Raw genomic sequence first — 24,299 nt, 5'->3', positions numbered from 1 at the left:
CGCCCGTCATCACTTGTGGATCAGCGTGCCGGTGCCCTGATTGGTGAACAATTCGAGCAGCACCGCGTGCGGGACCTTGCCGTCGAGGATGACGACGCCTTCGACGCCCTGTTCGAGCGCGTAGATGCAGGTCTCGACTTTCGGGATCATGCCGCCGGAGATGGTGCCGTCGGCGATCAGCTTGCGCGCGTCCTTGATCGACAGCTCGGGGATCAGCTGCTTCGACTTGTCGAGCACGCCGGGTACGTCGGTCAGCAACAACAGCCGCTTCGCCTTCAGCGCGCCGGCGACCGCGCCCGCGAAGGTGTCGGCGTTGACGTTGAAGGTCTGGCCGGTGGCCGAAGTGGCGAGCGGCGCCAGCACCGGGATCAGCTCGTGCCCGATCAGCTGGTTCAGCAGCGTCAGATCGACCTTCTCCGGCTCGCCGACGAAGCCAAGATCGACCACTTCCTCGATCCGCGAATCCGGATCGACCATGGTACGGGTCGCCTTGGAGGCAGTGACCATGTTGCCGTCCTTGCCGCACAGGCCGACCGCCTTGCCGCCGGCCTCGTTGATGTAGCCGACCAGTTGCTTGTTGATCGAGCCGGCCAGCACCATCTCGACGATCTCGATAGTGGCGCCGTCGGTGATGCGCAGCCCGGCGGCGAATTCCGACTTGATGCCGAGGCGCTTCAGCATGGTGGCGATCTGCGGACCGCCGCCATGCACCACAACCGGATTGACCGCGGTCTGCTCGAGCAGAACGATGTCGCGGGCGAAGGCCTTGGCGTCGTTTTCGGCGCCCATGGCGTGGCCGCCATATTTGATGACGATGGTTTCCTCGTCATAGCGCTGCATATGCGGGAGCGCCTCGGACAGGATCCGGGCCTGATCGATCGGGCTGATAACGGGCGCGTCGGTCATGAAGCGGGTCTTTCGCTGTGTCGTAGGATTCTCGGAACGGTTGGCGGGGAGAACCGCTAGCATTTCGGCGCGGCCGATCCTAGAGCAGGATGACGCATCCCTGAATCGTCATGCCGCGCTGGTTTCCTGTCTGCGCATGATCGTTTCGGAAAACCGGTATCCACTTTTCGGGATCATGGTCCGGGTGCGGAATCCGCAGCCCGCGTTCGCCGTCAGCGCCGCGGCCACAGCCCCGCGACCGAAAGCAGCAGCCAACTCCCAATCAGGAGGATGCCGCCGGTCGGCGCGGCCATCGGAAACAACGCGTGGCCGCTGAACTGCCGCAGCGAAAGGTCGCCCGCGAACAAGGCGGCGCCGATGACGAAGCCGCACCCGGCAGCTAGTCCGGGAATGCGGTGGACGATGCCGCGCTCGCATAGCAGGACGGCGGCCAGAATGGCGCTGGCGTGGAACAGCAGCATCGACGACGCCGGGGCGAGCCGGGAGGCATCCGGCACGTGCGCGGCGGCGGCGCCGAGCGCCACGCCGGCGGCGCCTGCGATTCCGGCGCAGACGATCAAAACGCGCAGCAGCGGCGTCATGCGCCGCGTTCGTCGAGCAGGCGGATCATCGCCGCGCGCAGCTCAGGCATTCCGGCGCCGGTCCGCGAGGAGGTCATCAGCAATTCGGGAAAAGCGGCGGGATGTTTCGCCAGCACGGTCTTGGTGGCGGCGATCCGCTGTTCGAGTTCGGCTGCTTTGACCTGGTCCGCTTTGGTGAACACGATCTGATAGCTGACCGCGGACTTGTCGAGCGTCTTCAGGATGTCGAGGTCGACGTCCTTGAGGCCGTGGCGGCCGTCGATCAGCACATAGACCCGCGCCAGCGTGGCCCGGCCCTGCAGGAATCTGTGGATCAGCGACGTCCACGATGCCACCTTCGCCTTCGAGGCGGCGGCGTAGCCGTAGCCCGGCATGTCGACCAGCCGCAGGCCGGCATCCTTTGGGCCGTCGAAGAAGATCAGCTCCTGGGTGCGGCCCGGCGTATTGGAGGTCCGCGCCAGCGCATTGCGGCCGGTCAGCGCGTTGATCAGGCTGGATTTGCCGACATTGGAGCGGCCGGCGAAGGCGACCTCGAGGCCCGCCATTGGCGGCAGCGTCTCGATCGAGGGCGACGCCCAGATGAAATGCCAGTCGCCGGCGAAGACCTTGCGGCCCCGTTCGATCAGCGTTGGATTGATCGCGTCGGTCATATGATGACGTCCCGTTTGCAGCGGGTCATCCTTCGAGGCTTGCTGCGCTCGCACCTCGGGATGACGGCGCCACGGTGAGTCCTAGAGCGTTTTCGAGCGAAGCGGGTACCGGTTCGCGTGAAGAAAACGCGTCAGACCAAAAAGTCAGAGCTCCGGTTCTGATTCTATCAGAACCGGAAAAGCTCCAGAGCATGATCCGTAAACGGGGATGCCGGTTTCCGGAGCCGTCATCTGTGGTGCGCGACGCGAAGCGTCGCGCGCCGAAGGGTGACAGCGACGTCAGGTGCTACGTCAGGCCGTCTTCTTTGGTTTGACGACGGCGGATTTCAGATTGTCCCACAGCTCCACCTTCACGCCGTTGCGGCGCATGATGTAGGCCTGCTGGATCACCGAGAGCGTGTTGTTCCAGGCCCAGTAGATCACGAGACCCGCCGGGAAGTGCGCCAGCATGAAGGTGAAGATCACCGGCATCCAGGCGAAGATCATCTGCTGCGTCGGATCCGGCGGCTGCGGGTTGAGCTTCATCTGGAACCACATCGTGAAGCCCATCACCAGCGGCCAGACGCCGAGCACCAGATACGACCCGATCACCGGCAGCGTGCTCGGATCATAGGGAATCAGACCGAACAGATTGAAAAGGTTGGTCGGATCGGCCGCCGAGAGGTCGTGGATCCAGCCGAAGAACGGCGCGTGCCGCATTTCGATGGTGACGAACAACACCTTGTACAGCGAGAAGAACACCGGGATCTGCAGCAGCACCGGCAGACAGCCGGCGACCGGATTGATCTTCTCCTTTCGGTAGATCTCCATCATCTCCTGCTGCTGCTTCGCCTTGTCGTCCGGATGACGCTCTTTCAGCGCAAGCAATTGCGGCTGGATCGCTTTCATCTTCGCCATCGAGGCGTAGGACTTGTTCGCCAGCGGCAGGAAGATCAGCTTGACCAGTACCGTCACCAGCAGAATGGCGACGCCGAAATTCCCGACCAGGTGGAAGAAGAAGTCGAGCGCAAGGAACATCGGCTTGGTGATGAAGTAGAACCAGCCCCAGTCGATCAGCAGGTCGAAATGGTTCAGCCCGAGCTGCTGGTTGTAGCCGCCGAGCCCCGCGAACGGGAAGTTGATGCCGACGACGCGCGCTTCCTTGGCGCCCGCGAACAGCCGCGCGGTCGCGGTGGCGGTGCCGCCAATCGGAACGGTCTTGGCGTCTTCGAGATAGTCGGTCTGGTAGGTCCGGGTGGCGCCGACCTGGTTCGAGGAGAACCGCGCCTGAAGCTGCGCATTGGTGTCGGGCAGCAGCGCCGACGCCCAGTATTTGTCGGTGATGCCCATCCAGGCGTTGGTGGCCTTGAAACCGACCGTCTTGGCTTCGTCGATCTTGGCGTAGCCGTATTCCTGCAGACCCTGCTCGCCGAGATAGCCGATCAGGCCTTCATGCAGGATGTAGAAGCCTTCGACATGCGGGGTGCCGTGGCGCGAGATCAGCGCGAACGGATACAACGTCACCGGGCCGCCGCCGACATTGGTGACGTCGTCCTTGATCGTGAACAAGTAGCGATCGTCGACCGCGATCTGGCGGCGGAAGGTGAGGCCCTCGCCGTTGTCCCATTTCAGCGTTACCGGATTGGCCGGCGTCAGCGCGCCGCTGCCTTCCTGCTCCCACAGCGTGTTCTGGTCGGGCAGCTTGACGTTCGAGCCCGCGGCGCCGACCCAGCCGAACTCGGCGTAATAGGGATTGGCGCTGCCGGACGGCGAGAACAGATGGATCGGCGCCGACTTCGGATCGACGGTTTCGTGGTACTGGCTCAGCGACAGATCGTCGATCCGCGCGCCCTTCAGCGACAGCGTGCCGTCGAGCCGCGGGGTCTCGACCTTGATCCGCGGCGAGGCCGCAATCGCGGCGTCACGGCTGACCACCGGCGCATTGGCGGCCGGCTGGTTGGCAGGCGCGCCCGGAGCACCCGGAGCCGCCGGAGCATTCGGCGCGCCGGGAGTCGTGGCCGCCGGCGGGGTCTGCTGCTTGGCAGCCTCTTGCTGCTGCGCCTGCTGTGCGGCGCGCTGCTTCTCCATCTGCGGGATGTTGAAGAAGTACTGCCAGCCGAGCAACACGAGGCCCGACAGAATCACGGCGAGGATGGTGTTGCGATTGTCGGTCATCGGGTCAGGTCTCGCTTCAATCCGGTTTCGACGATCGCCGCGCAATGCGGTCGAGCGCGGAGCGCAAATCGCCGAGCATGACAGCAAAGTCGCGGCTCAACGCCGCACGGCGGCCGACCAGCACATAATCGCTGTTTGGCAGCATGAAACTGCGGTCCGCGCGCTTGACCAATTCGCGCATTCTGCGGCGAATCCGGTTGCGCTCGGTCGCGGTGCCGATCTTTTTGGTCACGGTGAACCCGACCCGGACCGGGCCTTCGTCATCGCGGCGTCGGCCTTGCAGCACGAAGGCAGGCCCACTGATCCGCAGCCCGCCGGCAACGGCGATGAAGTCCGCCCGCTGCCGTAACCGGTCCATGATCTGATCTCGGGATGGCCCGCTCAGGCGCTCAGACGCTTGCGTCCGCGGGCGCGGCGCGCCGCCAGCACCTTTCGGCCACCAGCGGTGGCAAGACGGGCACGAAAGCCGTGACGGCGCTTGCGCACCAATTTGCTCGGTTGATAAGTCCGCTTCACGGGTCGTTCTCCGCAGGCCGGGTAAGTTATTCAGAAGATTGAGGTAAGCCCGATGATGAGGCTCACAGATGAGCCGTAAGCAGCCCAAAAAATGAACCGCCCCGGTCGAGCCGGGCCATCGCGGACAGTTGGCGCGGCTTATACGGGACCGACCTGGTCTCGTCAATTGCGCGCGACGCCGCTTTTGCCGGATCGGTCCGCCGATTCTCGCCAAGCCGGCGTTAGGCATAGCAGGCCCCGAAACCCGAGCCTGCGCAAGCCGTAAATGATTGAACGGTAATTTGACCTGGCGCGGTTCAAAGCGCATTTTAACATTGGTGCTTTGCGCCGATCCAGGCGAAAGCGGAAAGTCAGGACAATTCGGGTGCAGGCAGCGGATCGACAGCCTGAAACGCGCGTATGGCGGCGAGGCCTGGAGCCGAAGATCGGCTTGTCCGGGAAGCTGCTGCTGCTGACGATTCCGCTGATCCTGATCGCGGAAATCCTGATCTATGTGCCGTCGATCGCGAATTTCCGTCTGAATCGGCTGAATGATCGGCTCGCAGCCGCGAGCACCGCAGCGCTGGTGCTGGACGCCTCGGCATCCGGGACGGTGCCGGATACGCTGGCGCGGCAGGTCCTCGACAGCATCGACGCCCGCGCGGTGGCGATCAAGATGGGCCAGCAACGTCGCCTGCTGGCGAGTTCCAATGTGCCCACGACGATCGACTATGTCGTCGACATGCGCAATGTCACGCCGTGGGGCGCGATCATCGACGCCTTCGTCGTCATGCTCGAGAGCGGCAACCAGACCATCCGGGTGATGGGGCCGACCGAAGGCAACGCCCAATTCATCGAGGTGGTGATCGACGAGGCGCCGTTGCGGATCGCGATGTATCGCTTCTCCAGCAATCTGCTGCTGGTGTCGCTGACCATCACCAGCCTGACCACGGCGCTGATCTATCTCGCGCTGCATTTCCTGTTCGTGCGGCCGATGCGGCGGCTGACCGCCAATATGGTCAATTTCCGCCGCGATCCGGAAAGCCCGGCCTCGATCGTGGTCCCCGGTCCGCGCGGCGACGAAATCGGCCTCGCCGAGCGCGAGCTGTCGGATATGCAGCGCGATCTGGTGTCGATGCTGCATCAGAAGAGCCGGCTCGCCGCGCTCGGCCTCGCGGTGTCGAAGATCAATCACGATCTGCGCAATCTGCTGGCATCGTCGCAGCTGCTGTCCGACCAGCTCTCCAGCGTTCCCGATCCGCGGGTGCAGCGCTTCGCCCCGAAGCTGGTGCGCTCGCTCGAGCGCGCGATCGCCTTCTGCCAGTCGACACTGTCCTACGGTCGGGCCCAGGAAGCCGCGCCGGACCGCCGCGTCATTCTGATCGAGCCGGTGGTCAACGAGGTGCGCGAGACCGCAGGGCTGGCGTCCGATACCGGGGTCAGCTCGATCACCTGGGTCTCCGCGATCGAGCGCGGCCTGACCATGGACGCCGATCCGGACCAGCTGTTCCGGGTACTGCTCAATCTGGTGCGCAACGCCGCGCAGGCTCTGGAAGGCCAGCCGCGCAACGAGGTCGCCCTGCAGCAGATCCGGATTACCGGCCGCCGCGAGGGGTCGGTGACGATTCTCGAAGTCTCCGACACCGGCCCCGGCGTGCCGCAAAAGGCCCGCGACCATCTGTTCGAGGCGTTCCACGGCTCGGCGAGGGCCGGCGGCTCTGGCCTTGGCCTGGCGATCGCGGCGGAGCTGGTGCGCGCCCATGGCGGCGACATCAAGCTGGTCGAGGGCACGCTGGGCGCGACATTCCGGCTTTCGATCCCCGATCGTCCGGTCGATCTGTACAGCCTGCGCAACGAACGCGCCCGGGCCTGACGCGATCCTCAAGAAAGCTCGCGAGCAGCGCTTGCCAATCAGAACGGGAGCCGCTAGCTATGCGGCCTTCGCAGCGCCTGTCGCTGCGGAACGCCGGCGGCTCCGGGTTAAACCCTGCGAGACCCGCGGCAGAGGCGCCCGTAGCTCAGCTGGATAGAGCACCAGACTACGAATCTGGGGGTCAGAGGTTCGAATCCTTTCGGGCGCGCCATTTGCGTACAAAACCACCGACATTTCCGTTCTCGGTGTTTGCCGGCAATGGCAGCCTGGAGGATATCCTTGCTGCCGACGATCCGGATAGCATGATCGTCGACCTCGACCGCGTCGATGATTAAGCGGATATAGCTCTTGCGGGTGTTGGTGTCCCCCTTAACCAGTTTTGTGTTCATCATTCGGGCGAATGCGTCGAATTTCTCCGCGTTGACGGCGGCCGCCATGCCGCATTCGGCGCGGGCATGGTCGAGGGCCGCCTTGGCCCGCTCCCGTTGTGCCTTCAGGGAGGCCGACCGCTCTCGTAGGATGTCGTCGAGCTCAACGATGCCGTCTTCAATAGAGCGATAAAGTCGCTTCATGCGATCTTCGCAGTCGGTGAATTGCCTCTGCAGAGCCAACAGCCGGTCGTCGGCGGACTCGCTCTTCGCCGCCTGGCGCTCGATCAGCGACTTCAGGCGGCCGACGGACGAAAGCCACGCTGATCCACCGCCGAACGGGCAATCTCCGGGCCGTCCAGCTGCTGTTTGGTCAACAGCGTACGCCTATATTCTGTTAGGCAACCTCCGTAATGCGCGCGACGGCTTGAGCAGTACCGAAATCGAGCGCCGAAGCCGGCACTGGGGGACCGAACAGATATCCCTGGAAGTAGTCGACGCCCGCCTCCCGCAGCAGCTCGAACTGACGCACAGTCTCAACGCCTTCGGCGACAGTCGAGATACCCAATCCTCGCGCTAGGGTTATTACCGAGGAGACGATTGCGGCGCAGTCGCGTCGGTCGATCAGGTTCATGCTGAAGAACTTGTCGATTTTGATTTGATCGAACGGAAACCTCGTCAGATAGCTGAGCGACGAGTATCCTGTCCCGAAATCGTCTAGGGCGACCGATACCCCGAGCGCCCGTAGCTGCCTAATGACGGCGAGGTTGTTGACTTCGTCCTCCAGAAACACGGTTTCCGTGATCTCCACCTCCAAGCGTCCGGGAGGCAGCCCAGAGAATCGCAGAGCTTGCGTCACAGTGTCGACCAACTTGCCGCGAGTCAGCTGGATCGGAGAGAGATTGATCGCGAGTTTGATGGGGGCCGGCCAGCGAATGGCTTCGGTGGTAGCCTCCGTCAGAACCCATTCGCCGAGTTTCTCGATCAGGCCGGTTTCCTCCGCGATCGGAATGAATTCGGACGGCGGCACGAAGCCTCGCCTTGGGTGGCGCCAGCGGAGCAGCGCCTCCGCGCCGATCACTCGTCCAGACCTTGCGTCCACTTGAGGCTGATAGTACAGATCGAATTCTCGGTGCAGAATGGCTTGTCGCAGCTCTCCTTCGAGTTGTTGGCGCGCATTGGCACGATCCTTCATCGCCGTTTCGAAGGTGACGTATCCGTTTCGACCGGCCGCCTTGGCTTGATAGAGCGCGAGGTCGGCGTTTTTGATCAGTTCGTCGGAATCCGTGCCGTGCTGGGGGGCCAGCGCGATCCCCGCGCTGGTGCTGATGACGAGCTGATGTCCTTCGATTTCGATCGGATCGATCAGACAATTGACGATACGGTCCGCGAATGCCACCGCCTCTTCGTAGGAGTCCTTCGTCCTCGTCTGCAGCACGGCGAACTCGTCACCGCCGAGTCGCGCCAGGACATCCGTTTCGCGGATGCACGCCTTGAGTCGCGAGACGACCGCGCGCAGCAAGGCATCCCCCGCCGGATGTCCGAGCGAATCGTTGACCAGCTTGAAGCGGTCGAGGTCCAGCATGATGACCGAGAAGGTCTCACCCCAGCGGCGCAGGCGTGCACAAGCCTCATCCATCCTTTCGTGGAAGGCTCCGCGGTTGAGCAGGCCGGTCAACAGATCGTGGCGGGCCATATGGGCGATTTGCTGTTCGCTGCGATAGCGTTCGGTGATGTCCTCGTGCACCGTCATCCAGCCACCACCTGCGACTGGTTGACAGCGCACCAGGATCGCCCGCCCGTCTAGAAGCGAACTCACTTCGGAGATCTCGTGCGAAGATCGACCAAGCCGACGTTCCGACCAGGTTTCCACGAACGTCCCGCGTTCCCGGCACACCGACTGGATCGCGCTCAAAGGAACACCGCACTCGATTTCGTCGGGTTCCAGAGAGTAGATTTCGGAGAATCGTGCATTCGACACCACCACCTTGCGGTCGCCGTCGAACATGCACAGCCCATGGAGAAAGTTGTTGAGTGCCGCATCCAGGCGCAGGTTCGACAGTTCTAGCGTTCGGCTCATCGACAGCAGATGGTTCTCGGTGCGTTCGCGTTCCGCGAGTTCGCGAGCGAGACGCCGATTCGCCAGTCGCAGTTCGAGCTGGTCGGCGACCAGCGACGCCAGCTCTCTGAGCGTCTCCAGCTGCGCTTTTCCGAGGAGGCGCGGGACCTTGTCGATCGCGCAGAGCACGCCGATAGGGAAGCCATCCGCGGTTCGTATCGGGGCACCTGCGTAGAACCGCATGCCGCCCGGTGCGGTCACCAGCGGGTTGTCGTGGAACCGCGGATCGATCGTCGCATCCGCAACGACGAGCGGGCGCTCAAAAAGGATCGCATGCGCGCAGAACGCTATATCGCGCGGTGTCTGTTGATCGCCGACATTGATCCGGGCCTTGAACCATTGACGCTCTCTGTCGACAAAGCTGATCACGGCCGAGGGGGCGCCGATGGCCCGGACGACCAGCCGAGGGAATATGTCGAAACAATCCTCCGGCGGGGTATCGAGAATATCATATCGGCGCAGCGCGGCGAGCCGCGCCTGCTCGTTGTCCGGAAGCGGGGCTGAGATCATAGCCGCGTTCCAGTGCACTTGGCGAGAGTTCGGCGGTTTGGGCGGCTATCTTGCGACATCTCGACACCTCGGCTTCACAAATATCCGACGACGGTCGATTGACGCATCGACGCCGCTCCCAACCCCCTCACGCCGCTCGCACCGTCTCCACGAAACGGGTGACCTCGTCCTTGAGCCGGTTGCTGTCCCGCGACAGCGATTGCACAGCCGCCAGCACTTGGGTCGACGCCGAACCGGTCTCAGTGGCGCCCCGCTGAACATCGCAGATGTTCGACGAGACCTGCTGGGTGCCTTGCGCGGCCTGCTGCACGTTGCGGGAGATCTCCTGCGTGGCCGCGCCCTGTTCCTCCACCGCGGAGGCGATCGTCGAGGCGATCTCCGACATCCGCTCGATGGTACCGCCGATCTCCCGGATGGCCCCGACCGAATCCTGGGTCGCGGCCTGCATTCCGGAAACTTGCTGGCTGATCTCCCCGGTGGCCTTGGCCGTCTGCTCGGCGAGCGCCTTGACCTCCTGAGCCACGACCGCGAAGCCGCGGCCGGCGTCGCCGGCGCGGGCTGCCTCGATGGTGGCGTTGAGCGCCAGCAGATTGGTCTGGCCGGCGATGGTGTTGATCAGATCGACGACGTCGCCGATCCGATTCGCTGCGTCGGCAAGTTGACCGATGCGATCGTTGGTCTTGCGGGCCTGATCGACAGCCTCGCCCGCGATCCGCGCCGAAGTCTGCACCTGACGGCTGATCTCGGATATCGACGACGCCATCTCCTCGGTCGCGGACGCCACCGACTGGACGTTGGCGGAAGCCTGTTCGGATGCCGCTGCCACAGTCGTGGCAAGCTGCTGAGAACGGTCCGCGGTCGTGGTCAGCGACCCCGCGGAAGCTTCGAGCTCGGTGGACGCCGAGGTCACGGTCTGAATAATCTCACCGACTGCGCCTTCAAAATTGTCGGCAAGCCGATGCATCTCCGCCTTATGTTCGGCAGCGACCCGGCTCTCCGCTTCTTCTTGCTCGGTCTTCAAACGTTCCACTTCAAGAGCGTTGCGCTTGAACACCTCGACTGTGCACGCCATTAAGCCGATCTCGTCGAGGCGGCCAGAGCCTGGGACATCGACGCGAAGATTCCCGCCGGCTAATTCCTTCATTGCACCCGACATCCGAATGATCGGACGGGAGATTGCGCGGCCGATCAGCCAGGCGAGCACCAGGCCTATTGCCACCGCACCGACTGTGATGATCAGGATTTGGCTCTTGGTGTCGTCGAGCAATGCTTCGGTGTTCTTGGCGATCATCTGCTGGTCGGCAATCCCGGACTGCTTGATGCTCGCCGCACCGTCCGCGATCACCGTCGCGACTTTCGGCATCGCGCCATTGACCAGCACTTCGACCTCGTGAGCGACGCGCGAGGCCTTTTGATAAGCATCCGCGTAGTTCTTGATGTCGACCTCGATCTCGCCGATTTGCTTGCGGCCGGCCGATAAACCGATCGCAATCTTCAGCGCCGACATCGCTCCCCTGAGGTCGACCAAGGCCTTCTCCGCGGCGTCCGCGGCGGCCTGGTCGTGACGACCCAGCACCTTGTTGACATCGATTCTCAACAGTAGCAGTTGCTTCACCGCCTCCGCGACGAGGAGCGAAGTGGTCTCTCCGCCCACCTCGGCCGTAGTCGCTGCTTGAAGTTGCTCGAGCTTGAGCCGTGCCTTCTGACCGGTGGGATCCAGCACCTCTCGGATCAGCGTGCTCTGCTCGCGACGCATCCGGATCACGTCTGCGAACGACGTGGTGTACGCTTCGAATGTCTGACTGATCTCCCTCATCTTGGCCAAGCGAGACGGATCGTGGATCTCCTTCAGGCCCTGCGCGATGCTCTCCCGTAGGGCGTTCTGCCGGCTCTCGGCCTCGTGGATCAGCGCTTCGTCACCGGTGAGGCTGTATTCGCGCACGAACCGACGAAAGGCGGTGAAGCCGCGATCGACGTCGCGGACGATGCCCACGACCTGCACGCGCTGGTCGAGCGCCACAAAGGCCTGCCTGACATTTTCGAATGAGAAATAATTCAGGACGGCGAGAACCACCATCAGGACCTGGATCAGAACAAATCCGACCGCGACCTTGGTGCCGATTTTCCTGTTGGTGAACAAGTCCAATAATCCGGACGTTCGCGGTTCGGAGCTGCGCGTGGTTTTGATGGTCATTTCAGGATTCCCGTCGATAGCTTCTGATGCCCACTCATTCAGACCTGGCCGCGATCCCGGTCGGCGCGACAACGACAAGCGAAGTACTTCATTGAACAGTATGGCCGGAGGAACTCCTGCACGGACGGAGGAAACTTGCACTGGGGAGCTCGAAGGACGGAGTCGTTGTTTGCTACAGGCCGACGCCGACCGTTTGTCGTCCATCCGAACAGTGTGTCGATCCGGCCCCGCTCAGGCGGCCAAGCGTCCCCGTGAAAGAATCATTTCGAACCAAACTGTCGGATGTTGAGATTGGCGCGTATAACTTGCGTTCTTGCTAATTCTTATTGCCGTGCATTGCCGGCGCGGGTTGATCTGCGTCGTCCAGCGCGTCTCTTGCGATATTTTCGTCATATCGATCTGACAATTGAACGCGGTGAGGTGCTCCGCTATTCGCCGCACCGATCGCGGCACTTGCTACCACCCTTCATGCCGCTGGCCGCGATTGATTCGCCGGTCATTCGTCCCGGCTGGAACGTCCAGGAAAACGACCTGCCCGGGATGATGTCTTCGATCTCGGGGCGGCAGATCAGCAGCCAACGCGTAGAGCGCCACCGTTCATCGGACTGCGGGAGAACGAGCTGGACCCACAGGAATGAAAACAACTTTCACTCGCAGATTCGCTCGTTCGGCATCCGGACAGGCGATGCGGTTTCTGGTCGTGCTCCGGGAAATCGAGCCTGATCCGGATTGATTGGGGGCAATCACTAGAACGATGTCGGGAGCTAACAATATTGCGTCGCCGATTCGACTCGAACTGGAGAACTGCATTGGCCGAACCGAAGAGGGTGTCTGCGGTGGACCGTGCAAGCGAACAGGTCGGGAGGCCCCCCCGATCCGCGATCAGGTCATGGTCTCAAAGAAAGATCGAGGTGGGATACTGGTCTATCGACTGGCCGGGCGTTGTTCAAAGAGAGATGTCTCTCTCCACCAAAGCCTTCTGCGAACTATCGATGGTGTTGACGCCTGTGGACGACATGACTTTGCTCTGCGGTGAAACCACCATAAGAACCGGCCCGCTTCAGAGCGGGCGATTTCGCGTCGCGCCAGCCAACGCCACCCTATCGGCGAGCGTTTCGGCGAGTAGCACCGTCAAATTTCTGAAAGTATTCTTCGCGGAGGAGACGGCGCGCGCGATCGGCTCGGCGATCCATTCTCATTCGATCGATATCGAAATGGAAGATCCAATGCTGGGCACGGACGACCCGTTCCTGGTCTCCCTCGGCAGAGAAGTAGTCGAAAACATCAATGATCCCCGGCCCACGAGCCGTGCCTTCGCCGAAGAAGCAGCGATCTTGATGGCCGGGAGGGTCGTTTCCCACTATTCGACAGCGCGCTACTGCACCAGCATGGCGGTTCGATCTCGCGGTCTGGATCCTGACCTCGACCGAGCACTGCAACTGATGCGGGATCACATCTGTGGCACCATCGATCTCGGAATGCTTGCGACGTCCGTCGACATGCCGGCATTCTCGTTTGTCCGCGCCTTCCAGAAGAAGTACGGCTTGTCTCCAATCCGATATCATCGCCATATGAGGATGGAACAGGCCAAGACGCTGCTATCAACGACAGCGTTCCCGATTGGCAAGATATCGAACATGCTGGGTTTCAGTGAATCGAGCCATTTCGTGTCAGCGTTTCGGAAGGCGACGGGTCGCACGCCACTGGCATATCGCCGCACTCGAAGTTGATCCCGCGACATCGCGGCTTGGTGACTGCGATTACGCTTATCGCGACGACGTCAGGATTTCGCTTCCACGACCGCACCACTTCTGGCGTCCCGTTGCGAAGGGTGATCTGTAAGGTCGGCGCCGACAGCAAGAATATCGTCATTGCTACCCGATGGCCTGAGCTGCGTTTGGGTCGGCCAGGACCGCAATGCAAGACTGTGTGGAAGCGCCCCGCTGCACGCGGCTGGTCGGGTCGACAGCGCCGCTGGTGGTCGCGTCCGAGTCGCCACTCTCAGACAGGAGGGGGCCTTGGTCTCTACGACAAAGTAAACCTCATACATTGAGTCTGCTATGGCTCACGAGCGGCGAAGCTCAATTGCGGGCAGATGTCCGCTGTTCAACCGACTGCAGCCTATCGCCCGTGAACTTGGCCATAACCGCGAGGAACCCGGAACGGGTAACACCTGCAGAATTGTAGCGCTATTTCAATAACATACGAGTTCGCAGTTTTGTTCTGAATGGCGCGCCATTTGCGGACAGACTGCGACACTGGTCGCATGGACGTTTTTCCTGCGAGGACCTGTTCGCGCGCGGCGCTGCCTGGGATGATCCGGACGGCGTGGTCGTCCGCTTCAATCTGATCGATCACGGACCGAGAATTGGCCTTTCGAAACGGAGCTCCATAGCCGGCACTATCTGCCGCGTTGATGATTGACGGGATAGTCACTCGAATCTTACAGCGTCGCTTGGGCGCCGAATGTAGGCGCCGTCCACTCCACGCCTCACCGAAACGGCGCGCCATCGGATACCGGGGTGGTCTCGCTTAGCAATCGTTCTGTTTCCTTGATGGCCGCTGTCTGCGGCCTGTATTGAATGCGCAGAACGAAAGGATGGCGTGTTCCATCGGATCGATGTTACGGGCCACGATGGCTGTCACCTCGCTTATGCGGGAGCTGGCGTGTGGCCAAATCGAAGAGGATGGTGGTCAGGTGGTCGAGCGGGTCAGCCACCGGGTCGCCTCTTGTATCTCGGAGATCGTCAAAATCGGTTCGCGCGAAGCGGTGTCCGAGAACCCGACGCATCCTTACACCAAGCGTCTGCTCGCGGTGGCGCTGATCCGCGGCAGTGCTTCGTTGCGAAGGAGCTCACGGCAAGCCGAGATCAAGAGTCCGTGCGCGCGCCGGCCTACGACGTGCTTCAGCGCAACTACCGAGTAGTATCGCCTGGCCATTCTGTGCAGGTCCGGGGTGAAGAATAGGGCGGTGCCTGAGCGGCTCGGCCCGCACGGCACCGTCTTGAAATTGGTCGAAAGGGGATGACCGAGCGGGATTCCCTTCGCCAAAACTGGCACGACGAACAATCTGCGCGTGGTTCAAATAGGTGCCGGACTTTGACAGAGTTGTTTCAGCGCGGCACCGCGGCGTTTCATAACTTGACCGCTGTTTGCACCATGCTCGAGCCAGGGCTATCTAGTAACTTTGAGGAATTCGTAGTTCTGTTAGGTGCGCCATTTGCCGACAGAGCTGCAACCCTGGCCACAGGGTCGGTTTAGTGCGGTGACCTGTTCGAGCGTCGCGCGGTCTCTGATGATCCGGACGGTGTTCTCGTCCACTTCGATCCGATCGACCACGGCCCGAAATTTGGCCTTCCGGCACGGAGCCCCGCTATCGGCGATCTGCTCCCGCATGAATCGGCCAAGTTGCTCAACCGCTTCCGGTGCCGGCGAGATTGCCTCTGTGGGAGAAAGTGTGCGTCATAGGTTCTGCGCCTGGACGTTGGATTGGCGCTCGTAGCGATCGCCTGAGTGCTCGATGCTACGCGTAGAGGATTATGCCGCCGCGCGGGGCTCTGCAGCCTCCCCAATCTACGTGAGAACCTGGATGTTGGTCTCCTCAAATCGATTTCGTACAACGATAGCGATCGCGTCTGCGACCGCGCTGGCGGCGGGCGAAAGTGGACGGTCCACTCGGCGCAAAATCCCAATACTGCGAACTATATTGAGGCCTGAAAGAGGAATCGATGTTAGCGCGTGATGCCGTGGTGACGGTTTGGCTGTCTCGGGCAACAGCGCTACTCCAAGATTTTCCTCTAGCTGGCCCAAGACAGTGGAAAGCTGCGATACTTGGATCACAGTATTCAGATTGCGCGATTGCCGTTGCTCGATCTGACCAATCAAGCGCCCAATACCTGTTTCTTCAGTCATGCCAATATATGGCGTTTCGCACAGTTTTCCCCATCCAATGCTATGCAGTTTCGCAAAAGGATGGGCCCGGCTGCAGACGACCGAGAATTTTTCCGAAAAGAGCGGGGTGAAATCGATCTCTGTTGAGGGCGCATCGTTGGTACTGATCCCGAAGTCTGCCGCTGCGCTCTTCACCTGCTCCAGCACTTTGGCGCTGGTGTCGTCGCGAATTGAAATGGAGATCGCCGGATGCTGTTGCCTGCACCTGGCGATGGTGCTGGGCAAAAGGCGAACGGCAATTGATGACAGCGACGCGACGCGGACATTTCCTTTCCGAATGCTGATAGACGCGCTCACCGCCGAAAAGACCTTGTCGAGATCGCTAAGGATTCGTTCGAGTTCGGGCTGAAGGCCTTGGCCAACGGGGGTGATGTGAATTGACCGTGTCGATCGTGCAAATACGGGCATGCCAATGCCCGCTTCGAACTCCCGTATCATCAAGCTTACAGCTGCTTGCGTAAGTCCAAGCTCGTCTGCTGCGCGCGTAAAGCTTCGATATTTCGCAACGAGGAGAAACGCGCGGATCTGTCGAAGATTCATAAGTGCGCCTTGTGGATTGAGTTGTTTATTTAATTTGATTTACGAGCGGAGGCTGTTCTAGTCAATGGACATCAAGGGAGAACGCCCCGCACGACGTCCAACGCGAGACGTTGAGCGCGTCTCTACGCTCGCGAGCAAATTGGAGTGGATTAGTTGGTTACAGTCATTCGCAACGCAAAGGTGTTCGCGCCCCAGTGTCTGGGCGAAAAGGACATCGTGATTAGCTCTGAGCGGATCGTGGACATCGTGGACCGTGGAACTTTCAAGGCGAGCGGAATCGAACTGACTGAAATCGACGCGGCGGGAAAAGTGGTCTGCCCCGGCTTTGTCGATAATCACGTCCATGTCCTCGGCGGTGGCGGTGGCCTTGGCTTTGCAAGCCGCGCGCCGGAGCTGCAGACCAGCCAGCTGGTTCGCGCGGGCATCACAAGTGTGATTGGCATGCTGGGCTTCGACGCCACGACGAAGAATATGGCGTCGCTGGTTGCGAAGACGAAGGCCTTCATCCAGGATGGCATCAGCGCCTATTGCGTCACCGGGGCGACGCTAGAGCATCCGATCCCCACGCTGACCGGGCGCATCCGCACCGACTTAGCTTACGTCAATGAGATCATTGGCGTCGGAGAGATTTCGATCTCCGAACTGGGTTATGGTTATGACAGCTTCGGCGCCGGCGCCCAGTACATCGCCAAGGCTGCGACGGAGAGCCTCCTTGCCGGTCGCTTGTCGGGTAAGTCGGGTTATTTGTGCCTTCAGGTTCCCCCTTATCTCAAGCAGGTGTTGCGCCCAGTATTCGACATTGTCGATCGCACAGGGCTTCCGATCACTCAGTTCCTACCCTCTCACGTCAACCAGACTGATGGTTACATGAGCGATGCCATCGATTGGGGTAAGCGCGGCGGATATGTCGATATTGGCGCGAACTACTCGCCGGAGAACAATTTCTCACGCGCGACTCTGCCGTCAAAGGCATACGGAATTCTCCGGGCGGCTGGAGTGCCGGCAAGCCGGATCACGATGAGCTCCGACGGCAATGGCGCGCCCCCGAAAGAAGAGGCTGGCGAGAACAAGCCGAAGGTTGCGAACTATATGCCGGTGCGCTCGCTGCATGCCGTATGGAAGCGATGGGTGCGTGAGGAAGGCGTGGATATCGCCGAGGCTCTCGGACCGGTAACGAGCAATCCCGCAGCGATCGCTGGCCTGTCGAGCAAGGGCAAGCTCGCCCGTGGCGCGGATGCGGATCTTGTATTCCTGGATGACGACCTCAATATCGAAACAGTTGTGGCGCGTGGCGTTGTCCATTTCTCATCCGGCGATCTGATTCGCCAGGGGATGTTCGACAGAACGATCCTCAATGAGCTCGGCATAGTTGCCTGACAAGAAGTGAATGCTTGGACGATGTCAGCAGATAGCGTGCCCGTCTTGGAATGCGATTTCCTCATCATCGGAGGTGGTTCGGCAGGTTGCGTGCTGGCACATCGGCTGTCGTCGGACTTCGGCGTGCGCGTGCTGCTGGTCGAAGCCGGGCGTGATCAGCCGCCTGATCAGGTCGAGCCGGACCTCCTCAGCAGCTATCCGCGGGCAGCCTATTTCGATCCGAAGAACACATGGTCCAATCTCAAGGTTGCCATCACCAGCCCGCCGCATAACCAGCCGCAGTTGCCGTCCCGGATCACGCGCTATGAACAGGCGCGTGTAATCGGCGGTGGATCAAGCATCAACGACATGCAGGCAAATCGCGGCATTCCGCTCGACTATGACGAGTGGGAGGCACAGGGAGCGTCCGGCTGGTCGTGGTCGGACGTTCTGCCATATTTCATCAAGCTCGAACGGGACATGGACTTCACTGGTCCGCTTCACGGCAAGGACGGTCGAATTCCGGTCCGCCGAATCCAGCGCAATGTCTGGCCCGATTTTTCAAAATCGGTCGCGGACTCCTTTGCCGGCGCAGGCTACGAAGCGCTGCAAGATCAGAATGCTCAGTTCACCGATGGCTACTTTCCGATTTCGATCTCAAACGCGTACGACCGCCGCGTTTCGGCTTCGACTGCGTATCTAGACAACAGCACCCGCCAGCGCAAGAATCTCACGATCCTCACCAACGTCACGGTCCAGCGACTGGTCGTCGAGGGACATACGGTGCGCGGTGCTGAAGCCAATACGGCCGCGGGGCCCGTCCGGATCTCCGCGCGTGAAACTATCGTTTCGGCCGGCGCGATTCATTCTCCTGCGCTGCTCATGCGCGCGGGCATCGGGCCGGGCGGGGACCTGCAAAAGATCGGCGTGTCCGTGATGGCGGACCGGTCGGGAGTCGGTCGGAATCTGAACGAGCATCCGGCATTGTCGCTGTCCGGTTGGATAAAGCCATTCGCGCGCCTTCCGAATAGCCTGACACGGCACATTCATGTTGCCCTGCGTTACAGTTCGGGTGTGCAGGATTGCGGACCGAGTGACATGTATATGTTCGGCCTCAGCAAGAGTGGCTGGCATCCGGTCGGCAAGCAGTTGGGCTCGCTGGTTGCGTTCGTCAACAAATCGTACTCGCGCGGACGAGTGACGCTGTCGACGTCCGATCCCGCCGCCGAGCCTGACGTCAATTTCGACATGCTGTCAGACTACCGCGATCTCGAACGCCTGAAGCTGGCCGTTCGTTTTGCAGGACGGCTGTTCGAAACGCCGCAGATGCAGGCCGTCACGTCCGACACGTTCCCGTCGAGCTACAGCGAACGCGTCCGCGACCTCAATCGGGTGACCACCAAGAACAAGGTTCTGACATCCATTCTGGCGAGTTGCCTGGACGGTCCGCACTGGTTCAGGCGGCAGCTCCTTCGCCGGCTGGTCGTCGAGGGACCGCAGATCGAGCACGTGCTAGCCGACGACGACGTTCTTGAGCAGTTCGTTCGCGGGGCTGTTCACGGGGTCTGGCATGCGTCTGGTACGTGCCGGATGGGACGGTTCGACGATAACGAAGCGGTTGTCGCCTCGGACGGACGAGTTCATGGCGTCGATGGTCTGCGAGTCATCGATGCTTCGATCATGCCTGCCGTTCCTCGCGCAAACACGAATATTCCGACGATCATGATCGCAGAGAAGATGAGCGACGCAATCCTGACGCAGTGGCGCGGACAGGGAGCAGGAAAGTGTCCTGCATGATCTTCAGAACGAGATTTTGGTCTCGCTCGTTTGATCGTCAATCCAACGATATTAGCGCTGTGCGCGAGCCGCGAGTCTGTACCATCGCTTCAATAGCTCAATAAAACAATAGGAGGAATACTTGGGCAATAAAATCAGATCGACACAGTTAGCGGGGCTTCTTTTCACTTCCGCGCTCGTAGCCGCGCCAGCGGCCTATGCCGATGTCAAGGTCGGCGCTCTCTATCCCTTCAGTGGCCAGCTTGCGCTGCTTGGGCAGGAGAGTGCACGCGGCCTCGAGATTGCGGTCGATGAAGTAAACAAGAAGGGTGGGCTGAAGGGTGAGAAGATCATCCTGGAACGCGGCGATGCCGTCGACAACAATCAGGCGGTTGGCGAAGCGCGAAGGTTGATCTCGCGCGAGCGTGTTAAGGCGATTTTCGGATCCTACTCGTCGGCGCGTTCGATCGCCGCTAGCCAAGTGGCCGAGCTTTCGCAAATTCCATACTTCGAGCTTGGCGCGGTCGCCGATGAAGTCACGACACGTAAAATGAACTATCTGTTCCGTACCAATCCGACCTCTGAGGATATGGCTCGCCTCGAGGTCAAAATTATCACGGAGAAGATTGCGCCGGATTTGGGCCGAGCGCCGAGAGACATCAAGGTGGCCGTTATTCACGAGGACGGCAGCTATGGCTCTTCCGTTGCCGCCCATCAGAAGCGGCTGGTCGTCGGAGCGGGTCTCAACCTCGTCAGCGTTCAGTCCTATTCTCCGGCGACCATCGACATGTCGTCCATCGTCCTTGACCTGAAACAGCGCGGCGTCGATGTCGTCCTTCAAAACTCTTTTCAGAACGATACGACGCTGTTCCTGCAGCAGGCCAGGGAAGCAGGGTTCAAGCCGAAGGCCATTATTGGCGCCGGCGGTGGATACTCCATGCAGCCTACGCTCGAGGCCGTTGGTCAGGCGACGATGGAGGGCGTTCTCGTCGTCGATTTCCCGCAATTCAAAATGAGCATGGAGGGAACGCCGGGTCTGAGGGAATTTGTCGCAGCATATCAGGCCAAATATGGAACGCTGCCGCGGTCCGGTCATTCGCTCGTCAACTACTTCGGTGCGAAAGCTATTCTTGAATCGATGAGCAAGCTCGATGATCTGAACGCCAAGATGGTCGTTTCGGAAATCAAGAAGCTCGATGTTCCGGATGGGGCGACCGCAGTCGGCTTCGGAGTCAAGTTCGATGATGAAAATCAGAATTTGCGTGCGCGAATGAGCGGCATGCAATGGCAAGGTGGCGAGCTGGTCACGGTGTTTCCGGACACGATCGCAATCAGTCCGATGAAGTTCGCTAAGTAAGATATCGAAAGGTTGCCGGCGACGCCAAGTCGCTGGCAACCTCCGACTCGGGAGGAAGACGTGGATACGTTCTGGCAAATCATCGCCAACGGAATCATGCTTGGTGCGCTTTACGCGATCGTTAGCGTCGGACTGACGCTGATATTCGGCATCATCAAGGTTATCAATTTCGCTCATGGAGAGTTTCTCATGATCGGAATGTATCTCACATATGTGCTGACCAATGCCGTTGGCATTCATCCTTATGCGACCATCGTGCTGGTCGTTCCAATCCTGTTTTGTTTGGGCGCATTGACCCAGAAGCTCCTTATACAGCCGTTGATGTCAGCGCAGGACGATCATATCCAGATTCTTGCAACGGTCGGTCTGTCGACGGCGTTGATCAATCTGGCGCTCCTGGTTTTCGGCGCCGACGTCGCCAGTACGCCGCCTCACGGCCTGCGAACCTCCGTCGAACTCGGGCCTGTTCGTGTGTTGATCGGTCAGTTGTTGATCTTCGTGCTGTCCATCGTTGTCGTGTTGGCTCTGCAGCTGTTCCTGTCTCGCTCGCAGACTGGCCGCGCTGTCCGCGCTGTCGCGCAGAACAGGGCGGCGGCCCAGATTATGGGCATCAACGTCAACTGGATATTCGTCCTCACATTTGGGGTTGGATCCGCGTGCGTCGGCGTTGCGGCAGTAGCGGTTGCGCCACTCTATCCGTCATCGCCAAGCATCGGGACATACTTCGCATTGACGTGCTTCGTCGTCGTCGTCTTGGGCGGCCTAGGCTCGATCGGTGGCGCGTTCGTCGGTGCGATGATCATCGGTCTTATCGATAGCTTTGCAGGCTTCTATCTAGGGTCAGACCTCCGCGAAATCGCTGTTTTCGGCGTTTTCCTCCTGCTTCTGATCGTCAAGCCGACGGGTCTTTTCAGTGCGCGCCTGAACCTCTCCCATGTGTCCCAATGACCGCTATGTCGTTGTCTTCAAACCCACATAAAGAGTCAGCGGTGCGATTCTCATTGCTCTACAAGGTGTTGCTTGCATCGTTGCTGTGCGCGCTCCTGATCGTACCGGTCTCGATGGACGATCAGTTCGTCTATCACATCTTCATCACGATATGCATATTCGCTGCGCTTTCGTCGGCTTGGAACATCGTCGGCGGTTTTGCAGGACAGCTGTCGCTTGGTCATACCATCTTCTACGGAATCGGCTCATACGCCGGGATCATTCTCATGAATCTCGGCGTCAGCCCGTGGATCGGGCTATTTGTCGGGGCTGCGGTTTCCGTGGTTGTAGCAATTGCTATCAGCTATCCGTGCTTCCGGCTCAAGGGGCCGTTCTTCGCGCTTGCAACCATCGCGTTCCTGGAAGTGTTTCGTGCGCTGGCTTTGCACTGGAAGGAGTTCACAGGCGGTGCCACCGGGGCAATGATTCCCCTCAAGATCGGCCTGGAATGGATGGTGTTCCAGGAAAGGCTACCTCAGCTCCTTATCGCGTTTGGGTTGGTCCTGCTGACGCTTATCGTATCCTGGTGGATCCACTCGCATCGGATTGGCTTCTACCTCATCGCGACACGCGAGCGGGAGTCCGCCGCAAACGCTGCTGGGGTCAACACCGTAAAGGTGCGTCTCATTGCTGTCGCCGTATCAGCTGCGTTGACATCGCTGGTCGGCACCTTCCATGCGATCTATCTTAGCTTCATCGAGCCTGCCGCAGCGTTTTCGCTGACGACGTCGATCCAAATCGTGATGTTTGCGCTGGTCGGTGGGCTCGGCACAGTGGTTGGCCCGCTGCTCGGCGCTGTAATTCTTGTGCCGATTTCCGAACTAGCACGCGGATGGCTTGGTGCGCATGCCGCGGGTCTGCATGGCTTCGTCTACGGGTTGGTCCTGATGCTGGTTGCGCTCTTCATGCCGAGCGGCTTGATGGGGTTGCTGCCGCGAGGGAAACCGCAAACGTCAGATGATCCGCAGGTCGATCGTCCTGGCGTGTCGGCGACGTCAGCGCCGGCGGCCGTGCCGGTGGAGAGTAAAGCTGAGATAATGCGCGTTGAGCATTTGGAAAAAAGCTTCGGCGGTCTCCGTGTCACCAACAATGTCAGCTTCAATTTGCGGGAGGGCGAAATCCTTGGGTTGATCGGACCGAACGGCGCCGGCAAGACGACGCTGTTCAACCAGCTATCCGGATTTCTGGCGCCCGATAGCGGATCGGTGTCAGTTCGCGACAGGGATGGCGTTTGGCGCAACCCGTCGACGCCAGCCGACTTCGCGGCCATCGGCATAGGACGCACCTTCCAGATCGCCCAGCCCTTCGCCGCGATGACGGTCGAGGAGAACATCATGGTCGGCGCGTTCCATCGCTTCGCTGATGTGCGTGAGGCGCGTGAGGTTGCGCGCGAGACGGCCGATCGTATGCAGCTTGGGCCATGGTTACACGCCGAGGCGCGCGGGCTCACGGTTGGCGGCTTGAAGCGGCTCGAGGTCGCGCGTGTGCTGGCCATGAAGCCCAGGATTCTGCTGCTGGATGAGGTGATGGCAGGAATCAATCAGACGGACGTCCGTCGTGCGATCGATCTCATCCTGAAGGTGAGGGACGGCGGCGTAAGCATCATTGCGATCGAACACGTGATGCAGGCCGTCATGTCACTGTCGGATCGGGTGATCGTACTCAATTCCGGAGTAATCATCGCCGAAGGAGCTCCCCGCGAGGTCGTCAAGGACCCGACCGTGGTCGAGGCGTACCTTGGAAAGGAGTTCGCCGATGCTCAGGCTTGAGGGGGTTAGCGCGGGTTACGGCGCGACGACGATCCTCGATGACGTGTCGCTGGAGATCAATCGGGGAGAAGTCGTAACCATCGTCGGTGCAAACGGCGCCGGCAAGACGACCACCCTGCGGACGATCGTCGGGCTACTGCAGCCGACCAGGGGATCAATCAAGTTCGAGGGACAGGATGTGACGAAGCTGTCGTCGCATGACGTCGTCGACCTCGGTGTGATCCTTATTCCGGAAGGCCGTCAGCTGTTTCCCGATATGACCGTCGGCGAGAATCTTCTGATGGGTGCGTACCGGAAGGCTGCCCGGCCACGACAAAGTGCCGTTCTCGAACAGGTGCTCGACCTGTTTCCCCGCTTGCAGGATCGCCTACATCAGAAGGTGGTCTCGCTGTCCGGCGGTGAGCAGCAGATGGTCGCCATCGCACGCGGATTGATGGCTCAGCCGAAACTACTGATGTTCGACGAACCCTCGCTCGGTCTGGCGCCGCTCGTCGTTTCGCAGGTGTTTGATCTGATCGGGAAGATCGTCGCGACCGGCGTCACAGTCCTGATCGTCGAGCAGAACGTGTACAACACACTGAAATGTGCGGACCGCGGCTACGTTCTTGAGAATGGCCGGATCGTGTTGTCGGATACGGCAGATGCGCTGATCCGGAACGATCACGTTCGTCAAGCCTATTTGGGTCTTTAGAACCTGAGATGGCCACAGACGC

General features: G+C 60.6%; 19 protein-coding genes and 1 tRNA gene. 11 read left to right on the top strand and 9 right to left on the bottom strand.

Annotation, left to right across the window (positions count from 1 at the left end; genetic code table 11):
- Positions 1-9: 9 nt before the first annotated feature.
- The 6 genes from argB to rpmH form a co-directional block, all read right to left on the bottom strand.
- Positions 10-906 carry an acetylglutamate kinase gene (argB, locus tag BMY71_RS02140; RefSeq protein ID WP_011500505.1) on the bottom strand — a complete coding sequence of 299 codons (897 nt, stop codon included), beginning with the start codon at positions 904-906 and terminating at the stop codon, positions 10-12.
- Positions 907-1,118: 212 nt separating this feature from the next.
- A complete protein-coding gene (locus BMY71_RS02135; protein WP_092681395.1) occupies positions 1,119-1,487 on the bottom strand; it encodes a DUF423 domain-containing protein in 369 nt (122 codons plus the stop codon).
- Positions 1,484-2,137 (bottom strand): ribosome biogenesis GTP-binding protein YihA/YsxC, encoded by a 654-nt coding sequence (gene yihA, locus BMY71_RS02130; RefSeq protein WP_092681393.1) that lies wholly within the window; start codon positions 2,135-2,137, stop codon positions 1,484-1,486. Before yihA ends, BMY71_RS02135 begins: the two co-directional genes overlap by 4 nt.
- 291 nt (positions 2,138-2,428) lie before the next feature.
- Positions 2,429-4,291, bottom strand: coding sequence for a membrane protein insertase YidC (gene yidC / locus BMY71_RS02125; protein ID WP_092681391.1), 1,863 nt, complete (start codon positions 4,289-4,291; stop codon positions 2,429-2,431).
- Between the two features lie 16 nt (positions 4,292-4,307).
- A complete protein-coding gene (rnpA, locus tag BMY71_RS02120; protein WP_041805060.1) occupies positions 4,308-4,649 on the bottom strand; it encodes a ribonuclease P protein component in 342 nt (113 codons plus the stop codon).
- Between the two features lie 23 nt (positions 4,650-4,672).
- On the bottom strand, positions 4,673-4,807 hold the full coding sequence (gene rpmH, locus BMY71_RS02115) for a 50S ribosomal protein L34 (RefSeq protein ID WP_008542748.1): 135 nt from the start codon (positions 4,805-4,807) through the stop codon (positions 4,673-4,675).
- A gap of 364 nt (positions 4,808-5,171) precedes the next feature.
- Between rpmH and BMY71_RS02110 the strand changes: the two genes are divergently transcribed.
- The 3 genes from BMY71_RS02110 to BMY71_RS25405 all read left to right on the top strand — a co-directional run bounded on the left by BMY71_RS02110 (position 5,172) and on the right by BMY71_RS25405 (position 6,994).
- Entirely contained in the window at positions 5,172-6,659 is a 1,488-nt protein-coding gene (locus BMY71_RS02110) for a sensor histidine kinase (RefSeq protein WP_011500500.1), read from the top strand.
- A 134-nt stretch (positions 6,660-6,793) separates the two neighbouring features.
- Positions 6,794-6,870, top strand: a tRNA-Arg gene (locus BMY71_RS02105).
- A gap of 1 nt (position 6,871) precedes the next feature.
- Positions 6,872-6,994, top strand: coding sequence for a hypothetical protein (locus BMY71_RS25405; RefSeq protein ID WP_283804805.1), 123 nt, complete (start codon positions 6,872-6,874; stop codon positions 6,992-6,994).
- Positions 6,995-7,424: 430 nt separating this feature from the next.
- Here the strand turns inward: BMY71_RS25405 and BMY71_RS02100 are convergent, their stop codons facing one another.
- Both BMY71_RS02100 and BMY71_RS02095 read right to left on the bottom strand, forming a co-directional pair.
- A complete protein-coding gene (locus BMY71_RS02100) occupies positions 7,425-9,656 on the bottom strand; it encodes a putative bifunctional diguanylate cyclase/phosphodiesterase (protein ID WP_092681389.1) in 2,232 nt (743 codons plus the stop codon).
- Positions 9,657-9,783: 127 nt separating this feature from the next.
- Positions 9,784-11,850, bottom strand: coding sequence for a HAMP domain-containing methyl-accepting chemotaxis protein (locus tag BMY71_RS02095; RefSeq protein ID WP_175557599.1), 2,067 nt, complete (start codon positions 11,848-11,850; stop codon positions 9,784-9,786).
- Between the two features lie 911 nt (positions 11,851-12,761).
- Between BMY71_RS02095 and BMY71_RS02090 the strand changes: the two genes are divergently transcribed.
- Positions 12,762-13,580, top strand: a complete 819-nt coding sequence (locus BMY71_RS02090; protein WP_244525958.1) for a helix-turn-helix transcriptional regulator — start codon at positions 12,762-12,764, stop codon at positions 13,578-13,580.
- A gap of 905 nt (positions 13,581-14,485) precedes the next feature.
- Positions 14,486-14,776 (top strand): hypothetical protein, encoded by a 291-nt coding sequence (locus BMY71_RS02085; protein WP_092681385.1) that lies wholly within the window; start codon positions 14,486-14,488, stop codon positions 14,774-14,776.
- Positions 14,777-15,423: 647 nt separating this feature from the next.
- On the opposite strand, the gene BMY71_RS02075 is transcribed toward BMY71_RS02085, so the two are convergent.
- On the bottom strand, positions 15,424-16,341 hold the full coding sequence (locus BMY71_RS02075) for a LysR family transcriptional regulator (RefSeq protein ID WP_092681381.1): 918 nt from the start codon (positions 16,339-16,341) through the stop codon (positions 15,424-15,426).
- 153 nt (positions 16,342-16,494) lie between these two features.
- On the opposite strand from BMY71_RS02075, the gene BMY71_RS02070 reads away from it, so the two are divergent.
- From BMY71_RS02070 to BMY71_RS02045, 6 genes are all read left to right on the top strand, one after another.
- Complete coding sequence (locus BMY71_RS02070) at positions 16,495-17,718, top strand: amidohydrolase family protein (RefSeq protein ID WP_092681379.1); 1,224 nt, start codon at positions 16,495-16,497, stop codon at positions 17,716-17,718.
- Positions 17,719-17,739: 21 nt separating this feature from the next.
- Positions 17,740-19,494: a GMC family oxidoreductase gene (locus BMY71_RS02065; RefSeq protein WP_092681377.1), complete on the top strand. Its 1,755-nt coding sequence runs from the start codon at positions 17,740-17,742 to the stop codon at positions 19,492-19,494.
- A 133-nt stretch (positions 19,495-19,627) separates the two neighbouring features.
- On the top strand, positions 19,628-20,830 hold the full coding sequence (locus BMY71_RS02060; RefSeq protein WP_092681715.1) for an ABC transporter substrate-binding protein: 1,203 nt from the start codon (positions 19,628-19,630) through the stop codon (positions 20,828-20,830).
- A gap of 60 nt (positions 20,831-20,890) precedes the next feature.
- On the top strand, positions 20,891-21,778 hold the full coding sequence (locus tag BMY71_RS02055; protein ID WP_092681375.1) for a branched-chain amino acid ABC transporter permease: 888 nt from the start codon (positions 20,891-20,893) through the stop codon (positions 21,776-21,778).
- Positions 21,779-21,831: 53 nt separating this feature from the next.
- Positions 21,832-23,586 (top strand): branched-chain amino acid ABC transporter ATP-binding protein/permease, encoded by a 1,755-nt coding sequence (locus BMY71_RS02050; RefSeq protein ID WP_430715311.1) that lies wholly within the window; start codon positions 21,832-21,834, stop codon positions 23,584-23,586.
- On the top strand, positions 23,573-24,277 hold the full coding sequence (locus BMY71_RS02045; RefSeq protein ID WP_092681373.1) for an ABC transporter ATP-binding protein: 705 nt from the start codon (positions 23,573-23,575) through the stop codon (positions 24,275-24,277). Before BMY71_RS02050 ends, BMY71_RS02045 begins: the two co-directional genes overlap by 14 nt.
- The last annotated feature ends 22 nt before the right edge of the window (positions 24,278-24,299 follow it).

The sequence above is a fragment of the Rhodopseudomonas pseudopalustris genome (genome assembly GCF_900110435.1).
GTDB classification, from domain to species: Bacteria; Pseudomonadota; Alphaproteobacteria; order Rhizobiales; family Xanthobacteraceae; genus Rhodopseudomonas; species Rhodopseudomonas pseudopalustris.
This window is presented reverse-complemented; position numbering and strand designations above follow the sequence as displayed.